The organism is Streptomyces sp. H39-S7, assembly GCF_027158205.1.
Taxonomy (GTDB): Bacteria; Actinomycetota; Actinomycetes; order Streptomycetales; family Streptomycetaceae; genus Actinacidiphila.
The window spans coordinates 163,607-184,281 of sequence record NZ_JAPVLU010000013.1 but is presented as its reverse complement, the minus strand read 5'-3'; the positions used below and the strand labels follow the sequence as shown (position 1 = coordinate 184,281).

Annotated in this window: 18 protein-coding genes; 12 read left to right on the top strand and 6 right to left on the bottom strand. The window is 71.8% G+C overall.

Annotated elements, in window-relative coordinates; translation table 11 throughout:
• Window positions 1-19: 19 nt before the first annotated feature.
• Window positions 20-1,336 carry a DUF6716 putative glycosyltransferase gene (locus tag O3X23_RS15225; protein ID WP_269271896.1) on the bottom strand — a complete coding sequence of 439 codons (1,317 nt, stop codon included), beginning with the start codon at window positions 1,334-1,336 and terminating at the stop codon, window positions 20-22.
• Window positions 1,337-1,523: 187 nt separating this feature from the next.
• On the opposite strand from O3X23_RS15225, the gene O3X23_RS15220 reads away from it, so the two are divergent.
• The 5 genes from O3X23_RS15220 to O3X23_RS15200 all read left to right on the top strand — a co-directional run bounded on the left by O3X23_RS15220 (window position 1,524) and on the right by O3X23_RS15200 (window position 6,867).
• Window positions 1,524-2,507: a glycosyltransferase family 2 protein gene (locus O3X23_RS15220; RefSeq protein ID WP_269271895.1), complete on the top strand. Its 984-nt coding sequence runs from the start codon at window positions 1,524-1,526 to the stop codon at window positions 2,505-2,507.
• Window positions 2,507-3,877: a polysialyltransferase family glycosyltransferase gene (locus O3X23_RS15215; RefSeq protein WP_269271894.1), complete on the top strand. Its 1,371-nt coding sequence runs from the start codon at window positions 2,507-2,509 to the stop codon at window positions 3,875-3,877. Before O3X23_RS15220 ends, O3X23_RS15215 begins: the two co-directional genes overlap by 1 nt.
• Window positions 3,874-5,028, top strand: a complete 1,155-nt coding sequence (locus O3X23_RS15210; protein ID WP_269271893.1) for an acyltransferase family protein — start codon at window positions 3,874-3,876, stop codon at window positions 5,026-5,028. The genes O3X23_RS15215 and O3X23_RS15210 overlap by 4 nt, the downstream gene beginning before the upstream one ends.
• Window positions 5,029-5,107: 79 nt before the next feature.
• Window positions 5,108-6,646, top strand: a complete 1,539-nt coding sequence (locus O3X23_RS15205; protein WP_269271892.1) for an FAD-dependent monooxygenase — start codon at window positions 5,108-5,110, stop codon at window positions 6,644-6,646.
• 89 nt (window positions 6,647-6,735) lie between these two features.
• Window positions 6,736-6,867, top strand: a complete 132-nt coding sequence (locus O3X23_RS15200; protein ID WP_269271891.1) for an SCO1431 family membrane protein — start codon at window positions 6,736-6,738, stop codon at window positions 6,865-6,867.
• A 25-nt stretch (window positions 6,868-6,892) separates the two neighbouring features.
• On the opposite strand, the gene O3X23_RS15195 is transcribed toward O3X23_RS15200, so the two are convergent.
• Complete coding sequence (locus O3X23_RS15195; RefSeq protein WP_269271890.1) at window positions 6,893-8,491, bottom strand: acyl-CoA mutase large subunit family protein; 1,599 nt, start codon at window positions 8,489-8,491, stop codon at window positions 6,893-6,895.
• 158 nt (window positions 8,492-8,649) lie between these two features.
• Here O3X23_RS15195 and O3X23_RS15190 point away from each other — a divergent pair, with 158 nt between their 5' ends.
• Window positions 8,650-9,540 carry a L,D-transpeptidase family protein gene (locus tag O3X23_RS15190; protein ID WP_443047857.1) on the top strand — a complete coding sequence of 297 codons (891 nt, stop codon included), beginning with the start codon at window positions 8,650-8,652 and terminating at the stop codon, window positions 9,538-9,540.
• Window positions 9,541-9,565: 25 nt separating this feature from the next.
• On the opposite strand, the gene O3X23_RS15185 is transcribed toward O3X23_RS15190, so the two are convergent.
• From O3X23_RS15185 to O3X23_RS15175, 3 genes are all read right to left on the bottom strand, one after another.
• A complete protein-coding gene (locus O3X23_RS15185; RefSeq protein WP_269271888.1) occupies window positions 9,566-11,827 on the bottom strand; it encodes a HEAT repeat domain-containing protein in 2,262 nt (753 codons plus the stop codon).
• Window positions 11,828-12,184: 357 nt separating this feature from the next.
• On the bottom strand, window positions 12,185-13,183 hold the full coding sequence (locus tag O3X23_RS15180; RefSeq protein WP_269271887.1) for a hypothetical protein: 999 nt from the start codon (window positions 13,181-13,183) through the stop codon (window positions 12,185-12,187).
• Window positions 13,184-13,192: 9 nt separating this feature from the next.
• Entirely contained in the window at window positions 13,193-13,771 is a 579-nt protein-coding gene (locus O3X23_RS15175; RefSeq protein WP_269271886.1) for an RNA polymerase sigma factor, read from the bottom strand.
• 160 nt (window positions 13,772-13,931) lie between these two features.
• On the opposite strand from O3X23_RS15175, the gene O3X23_RS15170 reads away from it, so the two are divergent.
• The gene (locus O3X23_RS15170; protein WP_269271885.1) at window positions 13,932-14,717 is read left to right on the top strand and encodes a DUF4253 domain-containing protein; all 786 of its coding nucleotides are present in this window, start codon (window positions 13,932-13,934) and stop codon (window positions 14,715-14,717) included.
• 40 nt (window positions 14,718-14,757) lie between these two features.
• Here O3X23_RS15170 and O3X23_RS15165 read toward each other — a convergent pair whose 3' ends face one another.
• Window positions 14,758-16,296 (bottom strand): beta-N-acetylhexosaminidase, encoded by a 1,539-nt coding sequence (locus tag O3X23_RS15165; RefSeq protein WP_269271884.1) that lies wholly within the window; start codon window positions 16,294-16,296, stop codon window positions 14,758-14,760.
• Window positions 16,297-16,447: 151 nt separating this feature from the next.
• Here O3X23_RS15165 and O3X23_RS15160 point away from each other — a divergent pair, with 151 nt between their 5' ends.
• From O3X23_RS15160 to O3X23_RS15140, 5 genes are all read left to right on the top strand, one after another.
• A complete protein-coding gene (locus O3X23_RS15160; protein WP_331283915.1) occupies window positions 16,448-16,978 on the top strand; it encodes a 2-oxo-4-hydroxy-4-carboxy-5-ureidoimidazoline decarboxylase in 531 nt (176 codons plus the stop codon).
• A 256-nt stretch (window positions 16,979-17,234) separates the two neighbouring features.
• Complete coding sequence (sdhC, locus tag O3X23_RS15155) at window positions 17,235-17,615, top strand: succinate dehydrogenase, cytochrome b556 subunit (RefSeq protein ID WP_138352242.1); 381 nt, start codon at window positions 17,235-17,237, stop codon at window positions 17,613-17,615.
• Between the two features lie 2 nt (window positions 17,616-17,617).
• A complete protein-coding gene (locus tag O3X23_RS15150; protein ID WP_269271883.1) occupies window positions 17,618-18,094 on the top strand; it encodes a succinate dehydrogenase hydrophobic membrane anchor subunit in 477 nt (158 codons plus the stop codon).
• A gap of 27 nt (window positions 18,095-18,121) precedes the next feature.
• Entirely contained in the window at window positions 18,122-19,876 is a 1,755-nt protein-coding gene (gene sdhA, locus O3X23_RS15145; protein WP_269271882.1) for a succinate dehydrogenase flavoprotein subunit, read from the top strand.
• Window positions 19,876-20,658, top strand: a complete 783-nt coding sequence (locus O3X23_RS15140) for a succinate dehydrogenase iron-sulfur subunit (protein WP_269271881.1) — start codon at window positions 19,876-19,878, stop codon at window positions 20,656-20,658. The genes sdhA and O3X23_RS15140 overlap by 1 nt, the downstream gene beginning before the upstream one ends.
• Window positions 20,659-20,675: the final 17 nt, after the last annotated feature.

The following is a 20,675-nucleotide window of genomic DNA, read 5'->3' as shown; positions in this document are numbered from 1 at the left end:
GCTCCGGTCGGTTGGTTCGTCACAGCTGGCCCCAGCGGCGGATGACGGGCGCGACGCGCTGCACGCCCTGCCGGTAGGCGGTACGCGCGGAGTTGCGCGCGGCGTCCCGCAGCACACGGCGCAGGGCACTGGGCTCGCGCTCGGCGACCGCGCCGGGCAGCGGCTCCCCCTTGGCGTCGAGACCGTGCCGGGCCAGCACGCCCGGCAGGTAGCCGGGGGCGGTGAGCAGGGTGTAGTACGGCGCGGGCGGCGGCAGTTCGTCGGCCGCGGCAAGAGCGGTGACGCGTTCGCGCAGCGCTTCGAACGGCGCTGCGGCGGCCACGCCCTGGGCGGCGAGCCAGACGGGATCGGCCTGCGGGGCGCGGCCCTCGTCGAGCTGGTCCCAGGAGGCGAAGCAGCCGGAGCCGAGGAAGTGGTGGTTGCCGAGGGACTCGCGGATGCCGAGGTCGGTGAGGACGGCGGTGGGGATGGAGCGGTGCAGGGACTCCAGGGCCGCGGTGGAGCTGACGGTCACCAGGAGGTCGGTCCTGTCCAGCACCTCGCCCATGTGCCCGTAGACCAGCCGCAGGTTGTCCGGCGGCCCGAGCTTGGCGACGAGCTTCTGGTACGGGTGCTCCTCGATGTGCGTGGTGTGCTCGCCGGGCTTGCTGCGCAGCTTGACCAGGACCTCGCGCTCCGGGTGCCGCCGGGCGTGCTCCACCGCGCGCCGGGCCAGGTACGTGCGGTCGGCCCGGCCTTCCGGCGCGGACGGCTGCACGGCGAAGGTGACGGTGAATGGCCGCTCGTCCGACGGTCGGTAGGGCGCGCCCTCCAGGAACGGCAGCGCCGTCTCGACGATCCCGGCGGTGTCCGCGCCGACACCCGCGTAGGTGTCGCGGAAGCGCCGGGCGTCGTGCGCGCTGTTGGCCAGCACCACATCGGCGCCGGCCCGCAGCAGCAGGCCGTCGGCGAGCTTCTCGTAGACCACGCCGACGTATCCGGTGACGACCACCGGGCGGCGGGCGGCGCCCTCCCAGGCGCGGGACAGGCCGTGCAGCATGGCCTGGACGGTGCCGCCGACGCAGGCGAGCACGATGACGTCGCAGCCGCCGTCGGCAGCCCGGCCGCGGCCCGCCTCGCTCAGGAACTCGGCGGCGGTGACCTCCCGCATCGTCTCCGCGGGTATACCGCTCTCGGCGAGCTGGCGGCTCGTCGGAGTGGCCCGGCCGCGGAGCAGGCGGGCATCGAGCCGGACATCGGACGAAATACGGCGCGCTGTCAGCGCACCCCATTTCCATCGGGTGTCCGAATCGGCGAGAACGGTGATCCGCAGCGGATCAGAGGAACTTTTCTGCACGACGCAGACGCTAGGAATCCGTTCCGAGCAGCGATCCAACGTTGAGCCAACGGACGGTAAACAGCGTGCCGCGAATTGCCCAACCCGGCTTTTGGGGCGCCCGCTTCACGGTCCCGACATGCGCCGTTCACCTGAGGGTCCGCGCGATGTCGGCCGCCGAGTCCGGTCGGCCCCTAATGTTCAGCAGGTGGTCAAGCTCTCCGTCATTGTGCCGTTTTACAACGTGCAGGCATTCGCACCCGACATGCTCCAAAGTCTTCGTGCGAACTCCCGTCCGGATTTCGAATTCATCCTGGTCGACGACCGTTCGACGGATGACACACCGAAAATCCTGGAGCGGGCGACACGCACCCTTCCCGGCTCCGTTCTCGTGGCGCGCGAGACCAATGGCGGCCTGGCCACCGCCCGCAACACCGGAATCGACGTGGCCCGCGGCGAGTTCCTCACCTTCCTCGACGGCGACGACTGGCTGGCCCCCGGCTACCTGTCCCAGCTGCTGGCGTCCATCGAGGAACTGGGCACCGACTTCGTCCGGACCGACCATGTGCAGTGCACCGAGCGGGTCCGGGTCATCACGCACGTGCCGCACGGCCGTCGCGGGGTGGTGCTGAACCCGCGCGAGGCGATCCTGCCCGCCGACCGGCCGACCTCCGTCGACTACCCCTTCGCCTGGGCCGGGATCTACCACCGCCGGCTCGCCGACGCGGGACTGCTGCACTTCCCCGACGGTCTGCGGACCGCCGAGGACCGGCCGTGGATCTGGCGGCTGCACCGGGAGGCGGCGTCCTTCGCGGTGGTGGGCCTGCTCGGGGTCTTCTACCGGCGTGGCGTCGCCACCTCGCTCACCCAGATCGGCGACGTACGGCAGCTGGACTTCATCCGCTCCTTCGACCAGGTGCTCGCGGAGACCGCCGCCGACCGGGACGCGGACCGGTTCCTGCCGAAGGCCGTACGGACCTACTGCGCGATCATCGCCCACCACCTCAACTCCATCGAACGCTTCGAACCGCAGGTCGCACGCCAGTTGAAGACGATGAGCGCCGCCGCTCTGAAGCGGATGCCGCAGGACATCCTCCGGGAGGCGCTGGACTCGATGGGTGTCGACCGGAGCGTCCCGCTGCGCCGCCTGCGAAGGCGGCTCGCCTCCTCGACCGGGACGGTGGCCGCCTGATGGCCCGCGCACGTACGCAGATACACGTCGCCTCGACGCTGTACGGGGCCGCCACCATCGCGGCGGCCCTGGACGCGGGACTGTTCGGTCCGGCGGACCGCCGGCTGCTGCTGGTCAGCAACAACTCCGCCGTTCCCGAGACCACGCCCGCCGTCGACGAGGCCCCCGGCTTCGACGCGCTGCGCGGCAGGTTCGACCGGGTCCTGTCGTGGAACGAGACCATCGCGCCCATGCACCCCGGCGACTGGTCGCCGCGCCCCGAGGACGTTCCGATGTGGGAGCGGTACCTGCGGACGCTGTGGGACCTCGGGGACGACGACCTGGAGCTGATCGTCGAGTCGATCCAGGTCAAGCCCGCCGCCGCCCTGGTCAGGCTCTTCCCGGCCGCGACGATCGACGTGTACGCGGACGGACTGATGTCGTACGGCCCGACCCGCGACAAGCTGGAACCGCTGGTGACCACCCGCATCAACCGGCTGCTCCACCTCGACCTGGTGACCGGACTGCGGCCGCTGCTGCTGACCGAGTACGGCATCGCCTCGCAGATCGTGCCCGCCGCCGAGTTCACCAAGGTGCTGTCGGAGCTCGCCGACGCGAGCCACGGACACGAGGGCGCCGAACCGGCCGGGCTCCCGGAGGACGCGGCCCTGCTGCTCGGCCAGTACCTGTCCGCGCTGGGTATCCTCACGGCCGCCGAGGAGGAGGAGCTGCACCTGCGGATGCTGCGCGGCGCGGCGGCCCTCGGGCACCGGCGGATCATCTTCAAGCCGCATCCGATCGCCCCCGCGCACTGGTCGGAGCCGCTGGAGCGGGAGGCGGCCGCGCTCGGGGTGGAACTGACCGTGCTCGACTCCCCCGTGCTCGCCGAGGTGCTGTACCAGCGGGCCCGTCCGGCGCTGGTGGCCGGCTGCTACTCGACGGCGCTGCTCACCGCCTCGGCGTTCTACGGCATTCCGGTGGCGCGTACCGGTACGGAGATGCTGTTGGAGCGGCTGGCGCCGTACCAGAACAGCAATCGCGTCCCGGTCACCATCGTCGACGCCCTGCTGCCCGATCTCGAGGACGCCGAAGCCGTCCGCACCTGGTCGCCGCCGGCCCCCGAACGGATCGCCGGGGACCTCACGCCGCTGCTGCGCGCCGTCGGGTTCTGCATGCGGGCCCAGTTGTACCCGGAGCTGCGCGAGGAGACCGTCGCCTATCTGTCGCACCATCTGAACGCCGGGACCTGGCGGTACTTCAAGCGCCGCCGGCTCGCTTCGCTGGCCCTGCCGGGCGCGGTCCCGGCGCAGCTCGCGTTCCTGCCCCGCAATCCCCTGCTGCGTCGCGTCGCCCGCCGCGCACGCGCCTTGAAGAAGGCTGCCATCGGATGAGTCTCCAGCTCCAGCGGGTCACCGCCCAGGACCCCGAACCGGGCGTGGCACCGGACGCGGTGGCCGCCGCGCCGCGGCGGGGGCGGCTGCGGGCGCTCGACGGACTGCGGCTCGTGGCCGCGCTGATGGTGTGCTTCTACCACTACGCGGGGCGCGGCGGTGATGCCTGGAAGGCGTGGGGCCAGACGCCGGCGCTGGTCTTCCCCGAGCTGTCGAAGGCGGCCGTCTACGGCCCGCTCGGCGTCCAGATCTTCTTCGTGATCAGCGGGTTCGTCATCTGCATGAGCGGCTGGGGGCGCACCCTCAAGAGCTTCGCGGTCTCCCGCGCGACCCGGCTGTACCCGGCCTACTGGGCGGCCGTCCTGCTGGTCACGGCTGTCTTCGCACTGCCCGGTGTCGTCTGGAAGACGGTGTCGCCGAGCGATCTGCTCACCAATATGACGATGCTGCAGATGCCGGTCGGGGCCGACCGGGTGCTCGGTGTGTGCTGGACGCTCTGGGCGGAGCTGCGCTTCTACCTGCTCTTCGCGCTGGCGGTCGTGCTGCCGGGGGCCACCCGCCGCCGGGTGCTGGCGTTCTGCGGGCTGTGGACGGTGGGCGCGGTGCTCGCGGACGCGTCGGGCGGAGCATTCCTCAAGACCGTGCTGATGCCGGAGTACGCGCCGTTCTTCATCGGCGGCATCGGGATCTACCTGGTGTACCGCTTCGGCCACGACCCGCTCTCCTGGGGTGTGGTCGCGGTCGGCTGGCTCTTCGGCCAGCACTACGCGGTCAAGGGCCTGATACCGCACGCGCATGCCGCGCACGTCTTCCAGCACCGCTCCGAGACGGTGATCATCGTCATCGTGACGCTGGGCTTCGCGGCGGTGGCGGCGGTCACCCTGCTGCCGCGGGTCGCGGCGGTCGACTGGCGGTGGCTGACCACGGCGGGGATCCTGACCTATCCCTTCTACCTGGTCCATGAGCACCTGGGCTGGGTCGTCATCTTCCAGCTGCACCAGCGGCTGCATCTGTCGCCCTACGCCGTGCTGGCGCTGACCGCCGGGTCGATGCTGGTGCTGGCGTGGCTTCTGCACCGCCTGGTGGAGCGTCCGCTGGCACCGCGGCTCAAGCGCTTTCTGACGATGGTCCCGAAAGCTCCCACCCGTTGACCGAAGCTTGACGGTTTCCTCAACTGCCCATGAATCATGGGGGCTTGGCGTTCGAAAGCGGTCGGTACGCTCTCTCCGCATGGCACTCAACAGTGTGCGGGACGTGGACGTACTCATCGCCGGAGCGGGTCCCACCGGTCTGGCACTCGCGGTCGACCTCGCCCGCCGGGGGATATCGGCCCGCCTCGTCGAGCAGGCGGACCGGCTGTTCCCGGGCTCGCGCGGCAAGGGCCTGCAGCCGCGCACCCTGGAAGTCCTCGACGACCTCGGCGTGATCGACGCCGTCCTCGCGTTCGGCGGCCCGTACCCGCTGATGATGAGCTGGCAGGACGACCGGCGGCTCGGCGAGTGGGATCTGCTGGAACGTTTCGCACCGACGCCACGGGCCCCCTACGGCGAGGTCTGGATGCTGACCCAGTGGCGCACCCAGGAGATCCTCCACGAACGGCTGCGGGAACTCGGCGGCGTCGTCGAGTTCGGAATTACGCTCACCGGTATCACCCAGGACGGCGACGGCGTCGACGCGGCGCTCTCCTTCCCCGACGGGACGGCCGGCACCGTCCGGGCCCGCTACCTGGTCGCCGCCGACGGCGGACGCTCCGCCGGCCGCCGGGCGCTCGGCGTCGGCATGACCGGCGAGACCATCGACCCGCACCCGATCCTCATCGCCGACCTGCTGCTCGGCGGCATCGACCGCGACCACTGGCACGTCTGGCCCAAGGCGGAGGGCGGCACCGTGATGCTCTGCCCGCTGGCCGGCACCGACCACTTCCAGCTGCTGGCCCAGTACACGGACACCGGGCCCGACGGCTCCGTCGAAGGCGTCCGGGCGCTCGTCGGCGCCCGGACGCCGATCGGCGGCGAGCAGGTCCGCGAGGTGCTCTGGTCGTCCGTCTTCCATCCCAGCGCGGCCATGGCCGACCGCTTCCGCGTCGGGCGGGTGTTCCTCGCCGGCGACGCCGCGCACATCCACTCGCCGGCCGGCGGGCAGGGCCTGAACACCAGCGTCCAGGACGCGTACAACCTGGGGTGGAAGCTCGGCCAGGTGCTGCGGCACGGTGCGGACGCCGGGCTCCTCGACAGCTACGAGGAGGAACGGCTGCCGATCGCCGCCGACGTCCTGGGGATCAGCACCCGGCTGCACGGCGCGACCCGCGACGGCGACGACACCGCCGCCCGGCAGCGCGGCACCGACACCCACGGCCTGGAGCTGCACTACCGCGGCGGCCCGCTCACCCGCGAACTCCGGGCCGACGCGCTGCCCGACGGGACGCTGCCCGACGCGGCGCCGCGCGCCGGCGACCGGGCCCCCGACGCGCCGCTGGCCGGCGGCGGCCGGCTCTTCGACCTCTTCCGCGGCCCGCACTTCACGCTGCTCGCCCTCGGGACCGCGCACGTGCCGCCCGGCATTCCCGCGGACCTCGTGCACGCGCACCGGATCGACGACACCCCGGAGCACGGCGCGAGCGGCGCGCACGCGGCGTACGGCGACGGCCTCTTCCTCGTCCGGCCCGACGGCTACATCGGCCTGGCCACGCGTGATCCGGCCGACGTGCCGGCGTATGTTGCCCGGTTCACCGACCGCCCATGCGGTGAATTGGGTCACGATCGGCCATAAAGGTGATTATGACCCTGTACATCGGGCGCGAGACCCCCGCATCCTGAGCAGCTACGGGGGCTCTTCATCTCGGACGACAGGGACTGGCAATGGCGGAGATCGCAGCGGCGCGTACCGGTACGGGCGGGCCCCAGGACAGCAAGAAGATCGTCGAGCACATCGCCGGATGGGCGCTGTGCATCGTTCTGGCCATGCTCGTCACCCAGCTGCACATGCTCTGATCAGCGGCGCTCCGACCGCCGGCGCTCAGAACGCGTCGGTCGGCACGTACGTCCCCCACACCTCACGCAGCGCGTTGCAGACCTCGCCGACGGTGGCCCGGGCGCGCAGCGCGTCCTTCATCGGGTACAGGACGTTCTCCGTTCCCCGGGCGGCCTTCCGCAGTGCCGCGAGCGCGGCGTCGACCGCGCCCTGGTCGCGGGTGGAGCGCAGCGTCGCCAGCCGCGCGGCCTGCTGGGCCTCGATGGCCGGGTCGACGCGCAGCGGCTCGTACGGGTCCTCCTCGTCGAGCTGGAAGCGGTTCATTCCGACCACGACGCGGTCGCCCGCATCCTGCTCCAGGGCGATGCGGTAGGCGCTGCGCTCGATCTCGCCCTTCTGGAAGCCGTGCTCGATCGCGCTGACGGCGCCGCCCATGTCCTCGACCCTGCGCATCAGGTCCAGCGCGAGGGCCTCGACCTCGTCGGTCATCCGCTCGACCGCGTACGAGCCCGCGAACGGGTCGACGGTCGCGGTCACGTCCGTCTCGTAGGCGAGCACCTGCTGGGTGCGCAGCGCGAGGCGGGCCGACTTGTCGGTGGGCAGGGCGATGGCCTCGTCGAAGGAGTTGGTGTGCAGCGACTGCGTGCCGCCGAGCACCGCGGCCAGGCCCTGGACGGCCACCCGGACGAGGTTGACCTCGGGCTGCTGCGCGGTGAGCTGCACACCGGCGGTCTGGGTGTGGAAGCGCAGCATCTGCGACCTGGGGTCCTTCGCGCCGAACTCGTCCCGCATCACCCGTGCCCAGATCCGGCGGGCGGCGCGGAACTTCGCGACCTCTTCGAGGATGGTCGTGCGCGCGACGAAGAAGAAGGAGAGGCGGGGCGCGAAGTCGTCCACGTCCATGCCCGCGGCGACGGCGGTGCGGACGTACTCGATGCCGTCGGCGAGCGTGAAGGCGATCTCCTGCGCGGGCGAGGCGCCGGCCTCGGCCATGTGGTAGCCGGAGATCGAGATCGTGTTCCACTTCGGGATCTCGGTGCGGCAGTACCTGAAGATGTCCGCGATCAGCCGCAGCGACGGCTTCGGCGGGAAGATGTACGTGCCGCGCGCGATGTACTCCTTGAGCACGTCGTTCTGGATGGTGCCGGTGAGCCGGCCGGCCGGGACGCCCTGCTCCTCGCCGACGAGCTGGTACATCAGCAGCAGGAGCGCGGCGGGGGCGTTGATCGTCATGGACGTGGAGACCTTGTCCAGCGGGATGCCGCCGAAGAGCACCTTCATGTCCTCGACGGAGTCGATGGCGACGCCGACCTTGCCCACCTCGCCGCCGGCGATCGGCGCGTCCGAGTCGTGGCCCATCTGGGTCGGCAGGTCGAAGGCGACGGACAGGCCCATCGTGCCGTTGGCGATCAGCTGCTGGTAGCGGGCGTTGGACTCGACGGCCGTGCCGAAGCCGGCGTACTGCCGCATGGTCCAGGGGCGGCCGGTGTACATCGACGGGTAGACGCCCCGGGTGAACGGGTACGAGCCCGGCTCGCCGAGCTTCTCCGCCGGATCCCAGCCGTCGAGCGCCGCGGGTCCGTAGACCGGCTCGATGGGCAGTCCACTCTCGGTGGACCGGGCGGTGTCCTTCTCGCGCGCCATGGTTCACGCCTCCGCACTGCTGTCGCGTTCCGGTGGGCCGGAGTTTCCTCACAGTCCGGTCACTCGAATGTCACGGAACAGTCTTGCCCGGGATCTGTGCAACTGCATGGGCGGCTGAAGTGTCTAGGCGTGTAACTGCAGATTCTGGGGGGCAAAGGGTGACTGTCTTGCGTACGAAGAGAACTCCGATAGCGATCGTGGTGGCCGCACTCGCGGCAGCGGCTCTGGTGGGCTGCGGCCCGCAGAACAAGCCCGCCGCGGACGCCAAGCCGGCGCCTTCCGCGTCGACCACCGCGAGTCCCACCGACTCCGCGAGCCCGAGCGACTCACCCTCGCCCTCGGAGTCGGGTTCGACCACGGCTTCGCCCACCACCATTCCCAGCGCTTCCGCCACCACGTCCAAGCCCCCGGTCGTGCCCGCGGTCATGAAGCAGGGCTCCACCGGCACGCAGGTCCGCGAGCTGCAGGCCCGGCTGGGCCAGCTCAACCTGTTCAGCCGCACGCCCACCGGCACGTACGGCTCGGTCACCGCGAACGCCGTGAACGACTTCCAGGAGCGCTACGAGCTGCCGATGACCGGCAGCGTCTCCGCCCAGACCTGGAGCAAGCTGCGCAGCGTCACCAAGCAGCCGACGCACGCGGCCATGTACCCGCCCACCACCCAGCCGGCCAGTACCAAGCTCGACCCGCGCTGCATGACCGGCCGGGTGCTCTGCATCAGCAAGACCAGCCGGTCGCTCTCCTGGGTGATCGACGGCAAGGTGCAGACCTCGATGGACGTGCGCTTCGGTTCCCAGTACACCCCGACCCGCGAGGGCCTGTTCAAGGTGGACTTCAAGAGCCGTGACCACGTCTCGACGATCTACCACTCGTCCATGCCGTACGCGATGTTCTTCAGTGGCGGCCAGGCCGTGCACTACTCGTCGGACTTCGCGGCCCGCGGTTACGCCGGTGCCTCCCACGGCTGCGTGAACGTGCGCGACAAGGCCGCCATCGCCTCCCTCTTCAACCAGGTCAAGGCCGGCGACAAGGTCGTCGTCTACTGGTGACCCCGATGGCCGGCCAGGCCGTGACCTAGTTGCCGCCGTTCGTGACGGGCCCTGTTCCGGATATCCGGGACAGGGCCCGTCTGCATGCCAGGAGCAGCTGTTCGTCGGCGCACACGTCGAGCGTGCCGTAGTGGTCGCCCTCGTTGTTGTGCCGGCGGACGGCCGCCAACTCGTCGCGCAGCAGCGGGGCGGCCGCGGCAGCGGCGGGACCCAGTTCCGCGAGACAGCCCGCGATGACCGCGCGGGTGTGCACGTTCTCCGACCAGGCGGACCGCAGGACGGGCAGCACCGGTCCGGCGTCGCCGGCGACCCGCCAGAGCGCGACCGCCGCGTCCACCCGCATCCACACCGCGGGGTCCGTGAGCAGCTCCCGCAGCCGCGGTACCGCACCGGCCGCCGCGGGGCCCAGCTCGCCGAGCGCCTCGGCAGCCGAGCGCCGGGTGTGCGGGCTGTCGCTGTCCAGGTGCGCGAGCAGCACCGGCAGGACCGCGGTGTTCCGCTCGATCGCCCAGAGGGCGGACGCGGCTTCCAGCGCGATGCAGGAGCCGGGGTCGGCCACCAGGGCGCGCAGATCGGGCAGTGCGTCGCTCGCCGCCGGGCCGAACCGGGCGAGCGCGCGGATCGCCGAGCACAGCAGCCAGTCCCGGCGGGCCTTGGGCGCCCCGCGCAGAATCCGCAGCACCTCGGGGAACGCCTCGGAGGCCTCGATCGCGGCCACCCCCCGGAGCAGCGGCTCCGCCTGGTCGTACGCCTCCTCGTCGTTCAGCGTCACCTCGGCGAGTCTTCGGCGCAGCAGCGGGGCCAGCGGGGCCGCCGCCGCGCCCAGGTGCTCGATGGCGTACCCCAGGTCCTGGGGGATGTCGGGCCGGTCGAGGGCCGACGCCAGCGCGGGCAGCGCTCGCGGGTCACCGAGCCGGGCGAGGGTCTTGACCATGCCGCCGAGGCTCGGCCGGCCCTGCGACCACTCCCGGACCCAGCTCCCGGGATCCGCCGCGACCGCCTCGGCGAGGGCGTCGGCGGCGGGCGCGGCCAGTCCGTACAGGTTCTCCAGCACGGAGGCGGCGCCGTCGCGCAGCCGGCCCTCGGGGTCGGCGAGCTGCTGCCCGAGCAGGGCGACCAGCTCCTCGTACTGTCCGCGCCAGCCGCGCACCAGGCCGCCGCTCATCCACACGGCGTCGATGCGCCGGCCCCAGTCCGGGCTGCGCAACTGGTCGAGGACGAGCGCGACACGGTCCTCGACCCGGTCGTCGAGCGCGGTGTGCAGGGTGCGCAGCAGGTCGGCGGCCCAGGGCGCGGAGCGGCCGGCCTCGGCCTGCTCGCGCAGCTCCCGCAGCCGGCCGATGAAGGTGGCGGGCACCTGGCGCTCGGCGGGCACCTCCTGCGGGGACCGGTTGCACGGCTTCTCGCCCCGCACCGCGCGGAGCAGGGCGATGGCGGTCGGCACGATGTCCGCCGGCAGCCGCTCGGGCGCGCAGCGGGCGAGTTGGGCGAGCGCGGCCAGCCGCAGACCGGGGTCCGCAGCGGACGGCGCGTCCTCGGACGCGCGGACGGCCAGGTCGTCGGCGCGGCTGCCGGCGAGCCGGACCAGCCAGTCGGCCGCCTCGGCGGCAGGGCCGCCCCGTCGCAGCGCGAGGGTGCCGACGGCCTCGACGAGGGCCAGCCGGGTCTCCGTGTCCCGCTCCACCGGCAGCCGGTCGCGCAGGACGTCGAGTGTCCGCGCGGTCTCGCCGTGCAGCGCGCCGAGCGCCACCGGGACCGCGCGCCGCACCTCGGGATCGGGGTCCGCGACGAGCTCGGTGAAGACCTCCGCCTGGGCCCGCACCGCGATGACGGCCATCGCGTAGTTGGCGCGCCAGGCGGCGGCCTCGGCGGCCTCCGTTGCGGCGGCACCCTCGGCGTCCAGCAGGCCGAGGATGTCCTCCCCGTCCAGGGCGTCCATCGTGTCGCCGAAGCCGCCGGCCGGGCCCCCGCCCTCGATCACGATCTCGTCCAGGTACTCCTCGGCGACCTCGTCGCCGCCCCCGATGCTGGTCAGCAGCACGACGATGCGGCCGCGGTCCCGCACCGACGGATCCGCCACCAGCTCGAAGAGGAAGGGAATGCAGGCGAGCGTCGAGTCGTACACGTCGCCCTGGTGATGAACGGCCCCGTACATCGCGTCGAGGGCGGCCTCCCGCTCCCCCGCGTCCGCCGAGGCCAGCCCCCGCAGAAGTTCGGGGACCTCCTCCGCCGATCCGTAGGCGTGCCCCATAGCCGCCCAGTCGATCTCGTACAGTCCTGCCAACATGGCGTACCTCCCCCGGTTTTGCTCTTCCAACCGAGTCTGCACCAAGGCACCGACATCCGGCCGGGAGTTATCGGCCGTCCGACAGGACCCGCCACCGGCAGTCGCGGACCGCCACCCGCCACTTTCGGCCACGGCCGCGGAACGCCTCCGCGGGCGCGGCCGGGTTGGGGGAATGCACCCGGCCGCGCCCTGGGCGCGGACCCACCGGCACGGGGAGCACCGGGGACCGCCGGGCCGATGACCAGTCGACCCATTACTTAAAGCGTCAACCAGCTGGAAAGTGTCACTGGGCGCCGCCGAGCCCGCAGGTCAGACCCTCCGGACGGCGAATACGGTCGCCGGCGCCTAGACCGTGGCCTAGTTGTGCCGGCCGTCGCCCCGGTCGTGACCGCCACCGGCACCACCGGACCTGCCGCCGGCGCCGTTGCCTCCGGCACCGTTTCCGGCCGTGCCGGATCCGGACAGGTACGCGGCGGTCAGCACCCGCGCGCAGTACCGCGGTACGTCGCGCTTGCCGCCCGCCGCCACCGCGAGCCGGTCGGACGACGCGGCGTCCACGCGTCCGCCCGCCTTGACGTAGGCGCGGCACAACTCCACGCTCTGCCGGTCGCGGTCCCCGCGCGTGCTCTGGGGGACGGGCGGGTGGGAGGACCGCGGCAGCGTCGCCGGCGGGCTCGCGGGCGAGGCCGGCCGGCCGGGGGACGCGGTCGCTCCGCGCCCCGGCTGCGACGGCGCGCCCTTCCCGGGGGGTGCGGCGGCCGTCCCGCCGGTGAGCGGCGTGGATCCGCCCTTCGGACCCGCGGTGCCCGAGCCGTCCGGCGGGGCGGAGCGCGGGGCCCCGCTGAGCGCGGGCGCGGCCCGGACGTCGTGGCCGTCGAACGGTGTCGGCACGATGCCGGGGCTCGCGACGAGTGCCGCGGCGCACAGGGCCATGGCGGCCACCAGCGCGCCGACGGACACCTTCAGCGACTTCGGCGCCCCCGCCGCCCTCCCGGTCCGCCCGGCCCCGGCCGTCAGATCCGGGCCCGGCAGCGTGACGGGCCGGCCCAGCCGGACCACCGACAGGAAATCGGCGTCATCCGCGGGTGCCTCCCGCGGACCGGCCGGTGAGCCGCCCGCCTTCCGGCCCGACGCCTTCCGACCCGCGTCGAAGCACGTCCGGAAAGCGGCGGCCGCCGCCTCCTCGCGCTCCTGATCGACCGCGGCCGGCAGGGCGGCCGCGGCCAGCAGCCGGGCCAGCCGGGCCGCCGCGGCGCCGCCGGACAGGACGGACTCGCCGCGCAGGAGCCGCTCCGCGGCCTCCTCGTCGAGCCAGTCGTCGTCACGATGCCCGTCGCACCGCCGGTTCTCCGTCATCTCATATCCTCAAAGCGTCTTCGCCGCGGAAAACGTCACACCCGCGGGGCGGCTCTCGTCGTCCAGCAGCTCGGCGAGCCGCCGCAGCCCCCGGTGGGTGGCCATCCGCACCGAACCCGCGCGCTTGCCCAGCACCTGCGCCGCGCTGCTCGCGTCCAGTCCCATGACGACGCGCAGCAGGACCGCCTCGGCCTGTTCGCGCGGCAGCTTCGCGATGGCCGCGAGCGCGCGGTCGGTGGCCACCGCGTCCAGCGCCTCGCCCGCGGTGTCCGTGGGCGACGGCATGTGCAGCAGTACCTCCAGACCGGCCCCGCTGACCGGCCGCCGACTGCGGGCCCGCAGGTGGTCCAGCGCCCGGTTGCGGGCGATCCGGGCCGCCCAGCCGCGCACCGCCTCACCGTCGCCGCGGAAACCCGGCAGGTCGCGGGCGATCTGCAGCCACGCTTCCGACGCCACGTCCTCGGCCTCCGCCGGTCCGACCAGGGTCCGCACGTACTGCAGCAGTTGCGGCTGCACCGCCCGGTACAGCACCCGGAACGCCGCGTCGTCGCCCTCCTGCGCGGCGCTGACCGCGCTCCCCAGATCCACCGTTCGCTCCCCCCTCGAACACCCGCCCTATCCTGCCCCATCGCGGTGGTGACACTTCCGGCGCCCGCGGCGCTGTAAGAGACGGCGGCCGGGGACGCTCCTGTGGGGGGAGGCGGCCCCCGGCCGTCTCAGCTCGCGCCCCCACAGATGGAGCCCACCGATGCCCCTGGCCCGTCTCCCCGACGGCCTCCCGCCCGGCCGGTTCCTGCCCGGTGGCTCCCCCGGGCTGTGGCTCTCGTACGAACCCGTCGTCGCTCCCGGCCGGCTCTGGGCCCACTACCAGGCACAACAGGACGCGACGGGCTGGTGCCCGGTCCTCATGGCCTGGCCCTGCGCGACGGGCCGCGGCCACCGCGCCGAGGACATCGACAGCGTGGACGTGGAAGCCACGATGACCGATTCCTGGCGGTCCTACCAGGACTTGCGCTCACTGCGTCCGCCGCATCCCGCGATCGACGAGATCCGGCCCGCGGACGCCGCGCTGCTGCTCGACGATCCCGGCCCGCCGTTCACCCGCTGGCCCGGCCTCGCCTGCGCCTCCCCCACGCACCCGGGCCCCCCGCCGGACGCGGTCGCCCGCCAGACGGTGGGTCAGATGCTGCACTACTTCACCACCCGCTTCATCGCCCACATCGCGCTGGTCCCGACCCGCCGCAGCGCCGATGTCCCGGCGCTCCTCGGGTGGGAGTCCGACGCGCCCGCGCTGGAGTTCTCCGCGCTGCTGCGCACCTGGGAGACGCGGTTCGGGGCCCGTGTCATCGGCTTCGAGGGCTCCTCCGTCTTCCTCTCCGTCGCCTCCCCGCCGCTGACGTCGGAGCACGCCGCCCGCGTCGCGCTCGAACACGTCCTGACCGGCGCCTCCCACCTCAACGACGGCACCTTCCCGTTCCCGGAGTACGCGGAGGCGCTGCGCGGCGAGCGGCTGTGGTCCTTCTGGTGGGACTGACCGGGCATCCGCCGGCCCGGCGGACCGTCACCTGCCGCCGTCAGCCCACCTTGTCGGCCAGAGCTTCGAAGGCCGGCCAGGAGAGGGGCGGTGTCCCGGGGTACCAGAGCTTCTGCGCCAGCGCGTTCAGCGGGAGCCGGATGCCACGCGCCACCTCGTCCTGCGACTGAGCGTCCGCCTGGTCGCACCAGACGGCGAACCGGCCGCCGAGCACCCGGGCGGGCGTCGCCAGTGAGGGGGCGACCGCGCGGGTGCCGCGCACGACGGCGGGGGTCCACTCCTTGTAGATGCGCTCGCCGGTCGGATAGGTGAAGTCGTTCGGCTCGCCGAGCACGTAGTAGAGGTACTCGTCGTTGAGGTTGACGACCTTGCGGCCGGCGTTGAGGTATTCCTCCGGCTCGCGGGCGCCCAGCTCCTTCCCCGTCCAGTACTCGACCTCGCGGTCCCGGTCGGGCACGGCGCGCGGGGTGGAGATGAATCCGTCGTTCCACGCCTTGGTCCGCTTGCCGAACTTGCGCGCCACTGCCTCGCGGTCGTTGAGCCAGCGGGTCGTCGCCTCCGCGACGGTCCCGCCGGGCGGGACGAGCTGCGGATACGAGCTTTCCGGATCGTCGACGACCAGGGCCTGGTACTCGTCGCCGCCCAGATGCCAGTAGGGGCCGGGGAAGAGCGGCGCGAACTCACGGGTCAGATCGTCGACCATGCGGGCCGAGGCGGCATTCGAGATGTCGATCGCCCCGGGCAGCGCCCTGCCGGAGGCGTTGACCAGCTGAAGGTCCGGGTGGGCCCTGATGACGGCGCCGAGGTGCCCGGGGCTGTCGATCTCCGGGATGACGGTGACGTGGCGCTGCGCGGCGAGGGCGATGATCGCGGCGAGGTCCGCCTTGCTGAGATGGTCCCGCGACACGATCTCCGGGTGGCTGCTGCTCTCGATGCGGAAGCCCTGGTCGTCGCTGAAGTGCAGATGCAGCTGGTTGAGCTTGAGGTCGCCGAGCTGCCGGATCCGGTCCTCGATCCAGTCGCGCGTGAAGGGCTTGCGCGCGATGTCGAGCAGCAGGCCGCGCTGCCGCCGGTCCGGGGCGTCCCGGATGACGCCCTCGGGCAGCCCGCTGCCGGCGCGCAGCGTCTGCAGGAGGGTGCGGGTGCCGTAGAACGCCCCCGCGTCGGTGGGCGCGTCGATGCCGACCCGGCCGTTCCGGGCGGTGAGGACGTACGACTCGTTCACCGTGCCGGCGCTCTTCGCGGTCCCTTGCCGGGCCTCGGCGGCCGAGCCGTTGAGCCGCAGCGTGATGTCGCCCGGTCCGGCCGGGCCGTCCCCGTCGCCCTTGGCGTCGTCGTACCCGAAGGGGACCTGCAGCTGTCCGGCGAGCAGCCGCGCCTCGTCCTCGACGGCGCTGCCGCGGCCGGCGCGCACCCGGGTGCCGGGTCCGAGGTGGAAGACGCCTGTCCCGGCCGGCTGGAATTCCCGCACCGCGGGGATGACCGGCAGTGTCCGGGGGGCGGGTGCGTCGTTGGGCGTGCCGACGGCCGGTGCGAGTGCGGTGAGCGACAGCGCCAACCCTGTCCAAATTTTCCCCATACCGGACGTTATGGCAGACCATCCCCGTTCCGGCGTCCACTTCGTGACATATTTCGATCCCGTACGGGTGAAATCCACTCATCCGTCGGCCGGAGTCGAACACGCCCCACTAACGTGATCCGCTTCCCCGCTTCCCGACAGGAGTTCAGCGCTGTTCCCCGACTCTCCGGCCCAGGGGCCCGACCCCGCCGCCGGGCTCTCCCGGCTCAACGAGGCCTCTTTCGGCGCGGCGGAAGCCGCCCTGCGCGACTGCTGCGGAAGCCACCGCTGGGCCCGCCGGATGGCCCTGCACCGCCCGTACCCGGACCTCGGCGCCCTCCTCGCGGCGGCCGACGAAGCGGCGTACGACCTCACCCCCGGCGATGTCTCCGAGGCGCTGGCCTGCGAGGCTGCCACCCCGCTGCCGCACCGCGGCGGCCTCGCCACGCACACCGCGCTGAGCGCCGCGCAGGCCGCGTACGAGAACAAGTTCGGCAACGTCTTCGTCATCGCCCTGGAGGGCGACGACCCGAGCAGCCTCCTCAACCAGGTGCTGACCGGGATCCGCGCCCGGCTGGCCAACGACGAGGACGAGGAGCGCGTCGTCACCGCCGACGAGTTGCGGCGCATCACCCGCGCGCGGCTCGCCCGGCTGGTCCGTGAACGATCGGACGCCCGGTCAGCCCCCGAACTCCACCGCTAGGCCGCAGGGGCATCGGCTCCGCGGGCGGGCGCACCCGTGCGCGGACCGGGGTTCGGCCCGCACATCCGCTCACCCGTTCCCTCGTAGGTTCCCCCAGACGTTCACCCAGTCGTGCGGGATCAATCACACCTGGCCCACCCGGGCGTACGGAGCCGACAACGCGTCGCTACGATGGCCAGGGCCGGTGGACCGTACCCGGCCGGGCCCGTCCGACACCGAAGCCGGCTGGCCCCAAACCGCTCCCGGAGGGTTTTCCGTGCCGGCAGGAACGCTGTACCGCGGCCGGGAAGGCATGTGGTCATGGGTGGCTCATCGAGTCACCGGTGTCCTCATTTTCTTCTTCCTGTTCGTCCATGTCCTCGACACCGCACTCGTGCGGGTCTCCCCCGAGGACTACGACAAGGTCGTCGCGACCTATAAGACATGGCCTGTCAGCCTGCTGGAGTACGGCCTCGTCGCGGCCATCCTCTTCCACGCTCTCAACGGGCTGCGCATCATCGCCGTCGACTTCTGGTCCAAGGGCCCGAAGTACCAGAAGCAGATGCTGTGGTCCGTCCTCGGCGTCTGGATCGTGCTGATGATCGGGGCCATCTACCCGGTTCTCGGGCACGCCGCACGCATTCTGTTCGGGAGCTGAGCATGACTACTGACTCCGTGGAGCTCAGCTCCTCCAGTGCCTCGTTCAGCCCGGAGAACCCGGCGCCGTTCATCGAGGCACCGCGCGCCCGCACCAAGCGCACGCTGCGCTCGCCAGGGGCCGCCCGCACCAACTTCGAGCTGTACGGCTGGCTGTTCATGCGCCTGTCCGGCGTCGTGCTCGTCGTCCTGGTGCTGGGCCACCTGCTGATCCAGCTGGTGCTCGACGGCGGCGTGACCAAGGTCGGCTTCGCCTTCGTGGCCGGCCGCTGGGCCTCGCCGTTCTGGCAGGGCTGGGACCTGGTCATGCTGTGGCTGGCCATGCTGCACGGCGGCAACGGTCTGCGCACCGTCATCAACGACTACGCCGAGCAGGCGAACACCCGGTTCTGGCTGAAGACGCTGCTGTTCACCGCAACGGCGTTCACGATCGTGCTCGGCACGCTGGTGATCTTCACCTTCGACCCGAACATCCGCTAGGCCAGGGACGGACAGGGAAACAACCCCATGCAGATCCACAAGTACGACACCGTCATCGTCGGCGCCGGCGGCGCCGGTATGCGCGCGGCCATCGAGTCGACGAAGCGCAGCCGCACCGCCGTTCTGACGAAGCTCTACCCGACGCGCTCCCACACCGGCGCCGCGCAGGGCGGCATGGCCGCCGCCCTCGCGAACGTCGAGGAGGACAACTGGGAGTGGCACACCTTCGACACGGTCAAGGGTGGCGACTACCTGGTCGACCAGGACGCCGCCGAGATCCTGGCGAAGGAGGCCATCGACGCGGTCCTCGACCTCGAGCGGATGGGCCTGCCCTTCAACCGGACGCCCGAGGGCAAGATCGACCAGCGCCGGTTCGGCGGGCACACCCGCAGCCACGGCGAGGCCGCCGTGCGCCGCGCCTGCTACGCGTCGGACCGCACCGGGCACATGATCCTCCAGACGCTGTACCAGAACTGCGTCAAGGAGGGTGTGGAGTTCTTCAACGAGTTCTACGTCCTGGACCTGCTCCTCGCCGAGGTCGACGGCGTCCAGCGGACCGCCGGCGTCGTCGCGTACGAGCTGGCCACCGGCGAGATCCACATCTTCCAGGCGAAGGCCGTCATCTTCGCCTCGGGCGGCACCGGCAAGTTCTTCAAGGTGACCTCCAACGCGCACACCCTGACCGGCGACGGCCAGGCCGTCGCGTACCGGCGCGGGCTGCCGCTGGAGGACATGGAGTTCTTCCAGTTCCACCCGACGGGCATCTGGCGCATGGGCATCCTCCTCACCGAGGGCGCCCGCGGCGAGGGCGGCATCCTCCGCAACAAGGACGGTGAGCGCTTCATGGAGAAGTACGCGCCCGTCATGAAGGACCTCGCCTCCCGCGACGTCGTCTCGCGCTCCATCTACACCGAGATCCGTGAGGGCCGCGGCTGCGGTCCCGAGGGCGACCACGTCTACCTCGACCTCACGCACCTCCCGCCGGAGCAGCTGGACGCCAAGCTGCCCGACATCACCGAGTTCGCGCGGACGTACCTCGGCATCGAGCCCTACACGGACCCGATCCCGATCCAGCCGACCGCGCACTACGCCATGGGCGGCATCCCCACCAACGTCCAGGGCGAGGTGCTGAGCGACAACACCACCGTCGTCCCCGGCCTGTACGCCGCCGGCGAGGTCGCCTGCGTCTCGGTGCACGGCGCCAACCGCCTCGGCACCAACTCGCTGCTCGACATCAACGTCTTCGGGCGCCGGTCGGGCATCGCGGCCGCCGAGTACTCGGCGACCACGGACCACATCGAGCTGCCGGAGGACCCGGCCTCCCGGGTCGTCGCCCAGGTCGAGGGCCTGCGCAACAACACCGGCACCGAGCGGGTCGCGGACATCCGCAAGGAGCTGCAGGAGTGCATGGACACCAACGTGATGGTGTTCCGTACCGAGCAGACGATCAAGACGGCCGTCGAGACGATCGGCGCGCTGCGCGAGCGCTACAAGAACGTGTCCGTCCAGGACAAGGGCAAGCGCTTCAACACCGACCTGCTGGAAGCCATCGAGCTGGGCAACCTGCTCGACCTGGCCGAGGTCATGGCCGTGTCCGCGCTGGCGCGCAAGGAGTCCCGCGGCGGTCACTACCGTGAGGACTACCCCACCCGCGACGACGTCAACTTCCAGCGGCACACCATGGCGTACCGCGAGACGGACTCCGCCGGCAACGAGTCGATCCGTCTCGACTACAAGCCGGTCGTGGTGACCCGCTACCAGCCGATGGAGCGTAAGTACTGATGAGCACCCCGACGCTCGACAAGGCCGCCGGGCATTCCGATGCCCTCGACGCCGCCGAGGCCGGCGCAGGTCACCTGATCACGATCACGATGCGGGTCCGCCGGTTCAACCCGGAGGTCTCGGACACGGTCGAGTGGGTCGACTACCAGTTCCCGATCGATCCCAAGGAGCGCGTCCTCGACGCCCTCCACAAGATCAAGTGGGAGCTCGACGGCACGCTGACCTTCCGGCGCTCCTGCGCCCACGGCATCTGCGGTTCGGACGCCATGCGCATCAACGGCCGCAACCGGCTGGCGTGCAAGACGCTGATCAAGGACCTCAACCCGGAGAAGCCGATCACGGTCGAGCCCATCAAGGGCCTGACGGTCCTGAAGGACCTGATCGTCGACATGGACCCGTTCTTCCAGGCCTACCGCGACGTGATGCCCTTCCTGATCACCAAGGGCAACGAGCCGACGCGCGAGCGCCTGCAGTCCGCCGAGGACCGCGAGCGCTTCGACGACACCACCAAGTGCATCCTGTGCGCCGCGTGCACGTCGTCCTGCCCGGTGTTCTGGAACGACGGCCAGTACTTCGGGCCGGCCGCGATCGTCAACGCGCACCGCTTCATCTTCGACTCGCGCGACGAGGGCGGTGAGCAGCGACTGGAGATCCTGAACGACAAGGACGGCGTCTGGCGCTGCCGCACGACGTTCAACTGCACCGACGCGTGCCCCCGTGGCATCGAGGTCACGAAGGCCATCCAGGAAGTGAAGCGCGCGCTGATCACGCGTCGCTTCTAGTACTTCCCGCGGCTGAG

What these genes read in the sequence shown, in the direction of transcription:
- O3X23_RS15170 (WP_269271885.1), top strand. Translation starts at nt 13,932, where the DNA reads ATGCCCCTGGCCCGTCTCCCCGACGGCCTCCCGCCCGGCCGGTTCCTG.
- O3X23_RS15215 (WP_269271894.1), top strand. Translation starts at nt 2,507, where the DNA reads ATGGCCCGCGCACGTACGCAGATACACGTCGCCTCGACGCTGTACGGG.
- O3X23_RS15140 (WP_269271881.1), top strand. Translation starts at nt 19,876, where the DNA reads ATGAGCACCCCGACGCTCGACAAGGCCGCCGGGCATTCCGATGCCCTC.
- O3X23_RS15180 (WP_269271887.1), bottom strand. Translation starts at nt 13,183, where the DNA reads ATGACGGAGAACCGGCGGTGCGACGGGCATCGTGACGACGACTGGCTC.
- O3X23_RS15185 (WP_269271888.1), bottom strand. Translation starts at nt 11,827, where the DNA reads ATGTTGGCAGGACTGTACGAGATCGACTGGGCGGCTATGGGGCACGCC.
- O3X23_RS15205 (WP_269271892.1), top strand. Translation starts at nt 5,108, where the DNA reads ATGGCACTCAACAGTGTGCGGGACGTGGACGTACTCATCGCCGGAGCG.
- sdhA (WP_269271882.1), top strand. Translation starts at nt 18,122, where the DNA reads ATGCAGATCCACAAGTACGACACCGTCATCGTCGGCGCCGGCGGCGCC.
- O3X23_RS15210 (WP_269271893.1), top strand. Translation starts at nt 3,874, where the DNA reads ATGAGTCTCCAGCTCCAGCGGGTCACCGCCCAGGACCCCGAACCGGGC.
- O3X23_RS15150 (WP_269271883.1), top strand. Translation starts at nt 17,618, where the DNA reads ATGACTACTGACTCCGTGGAGCTCAGCTCCTCCAGTGCCTCGTTCAGC.
- O3X23_RS15195 (WP_269271890.1), bottom strand. Translation starts at nt 8,491, where the DNA reads ATGGCGCGCGAGAAGGACACCGCCCGGTCCACCGAGAGTGGACTGCCC.
- O3X23_RS15165 (WP_269271884.1), bottom strand. Translation starts at nt 16,296, where the DNA reads ATGGGGAAAATTTGGACAGGGTTGGCGCTGTCGCTCACCGCACTCGCA.
- O3X23_RS15200 (WP_269271891.1), top strand. Translation starts at nt 6,736, where the DNA reads ATGGCGGAGATCGCAGCGGCGCGTACCGGTACGGGCGGGCCCCAGGAC.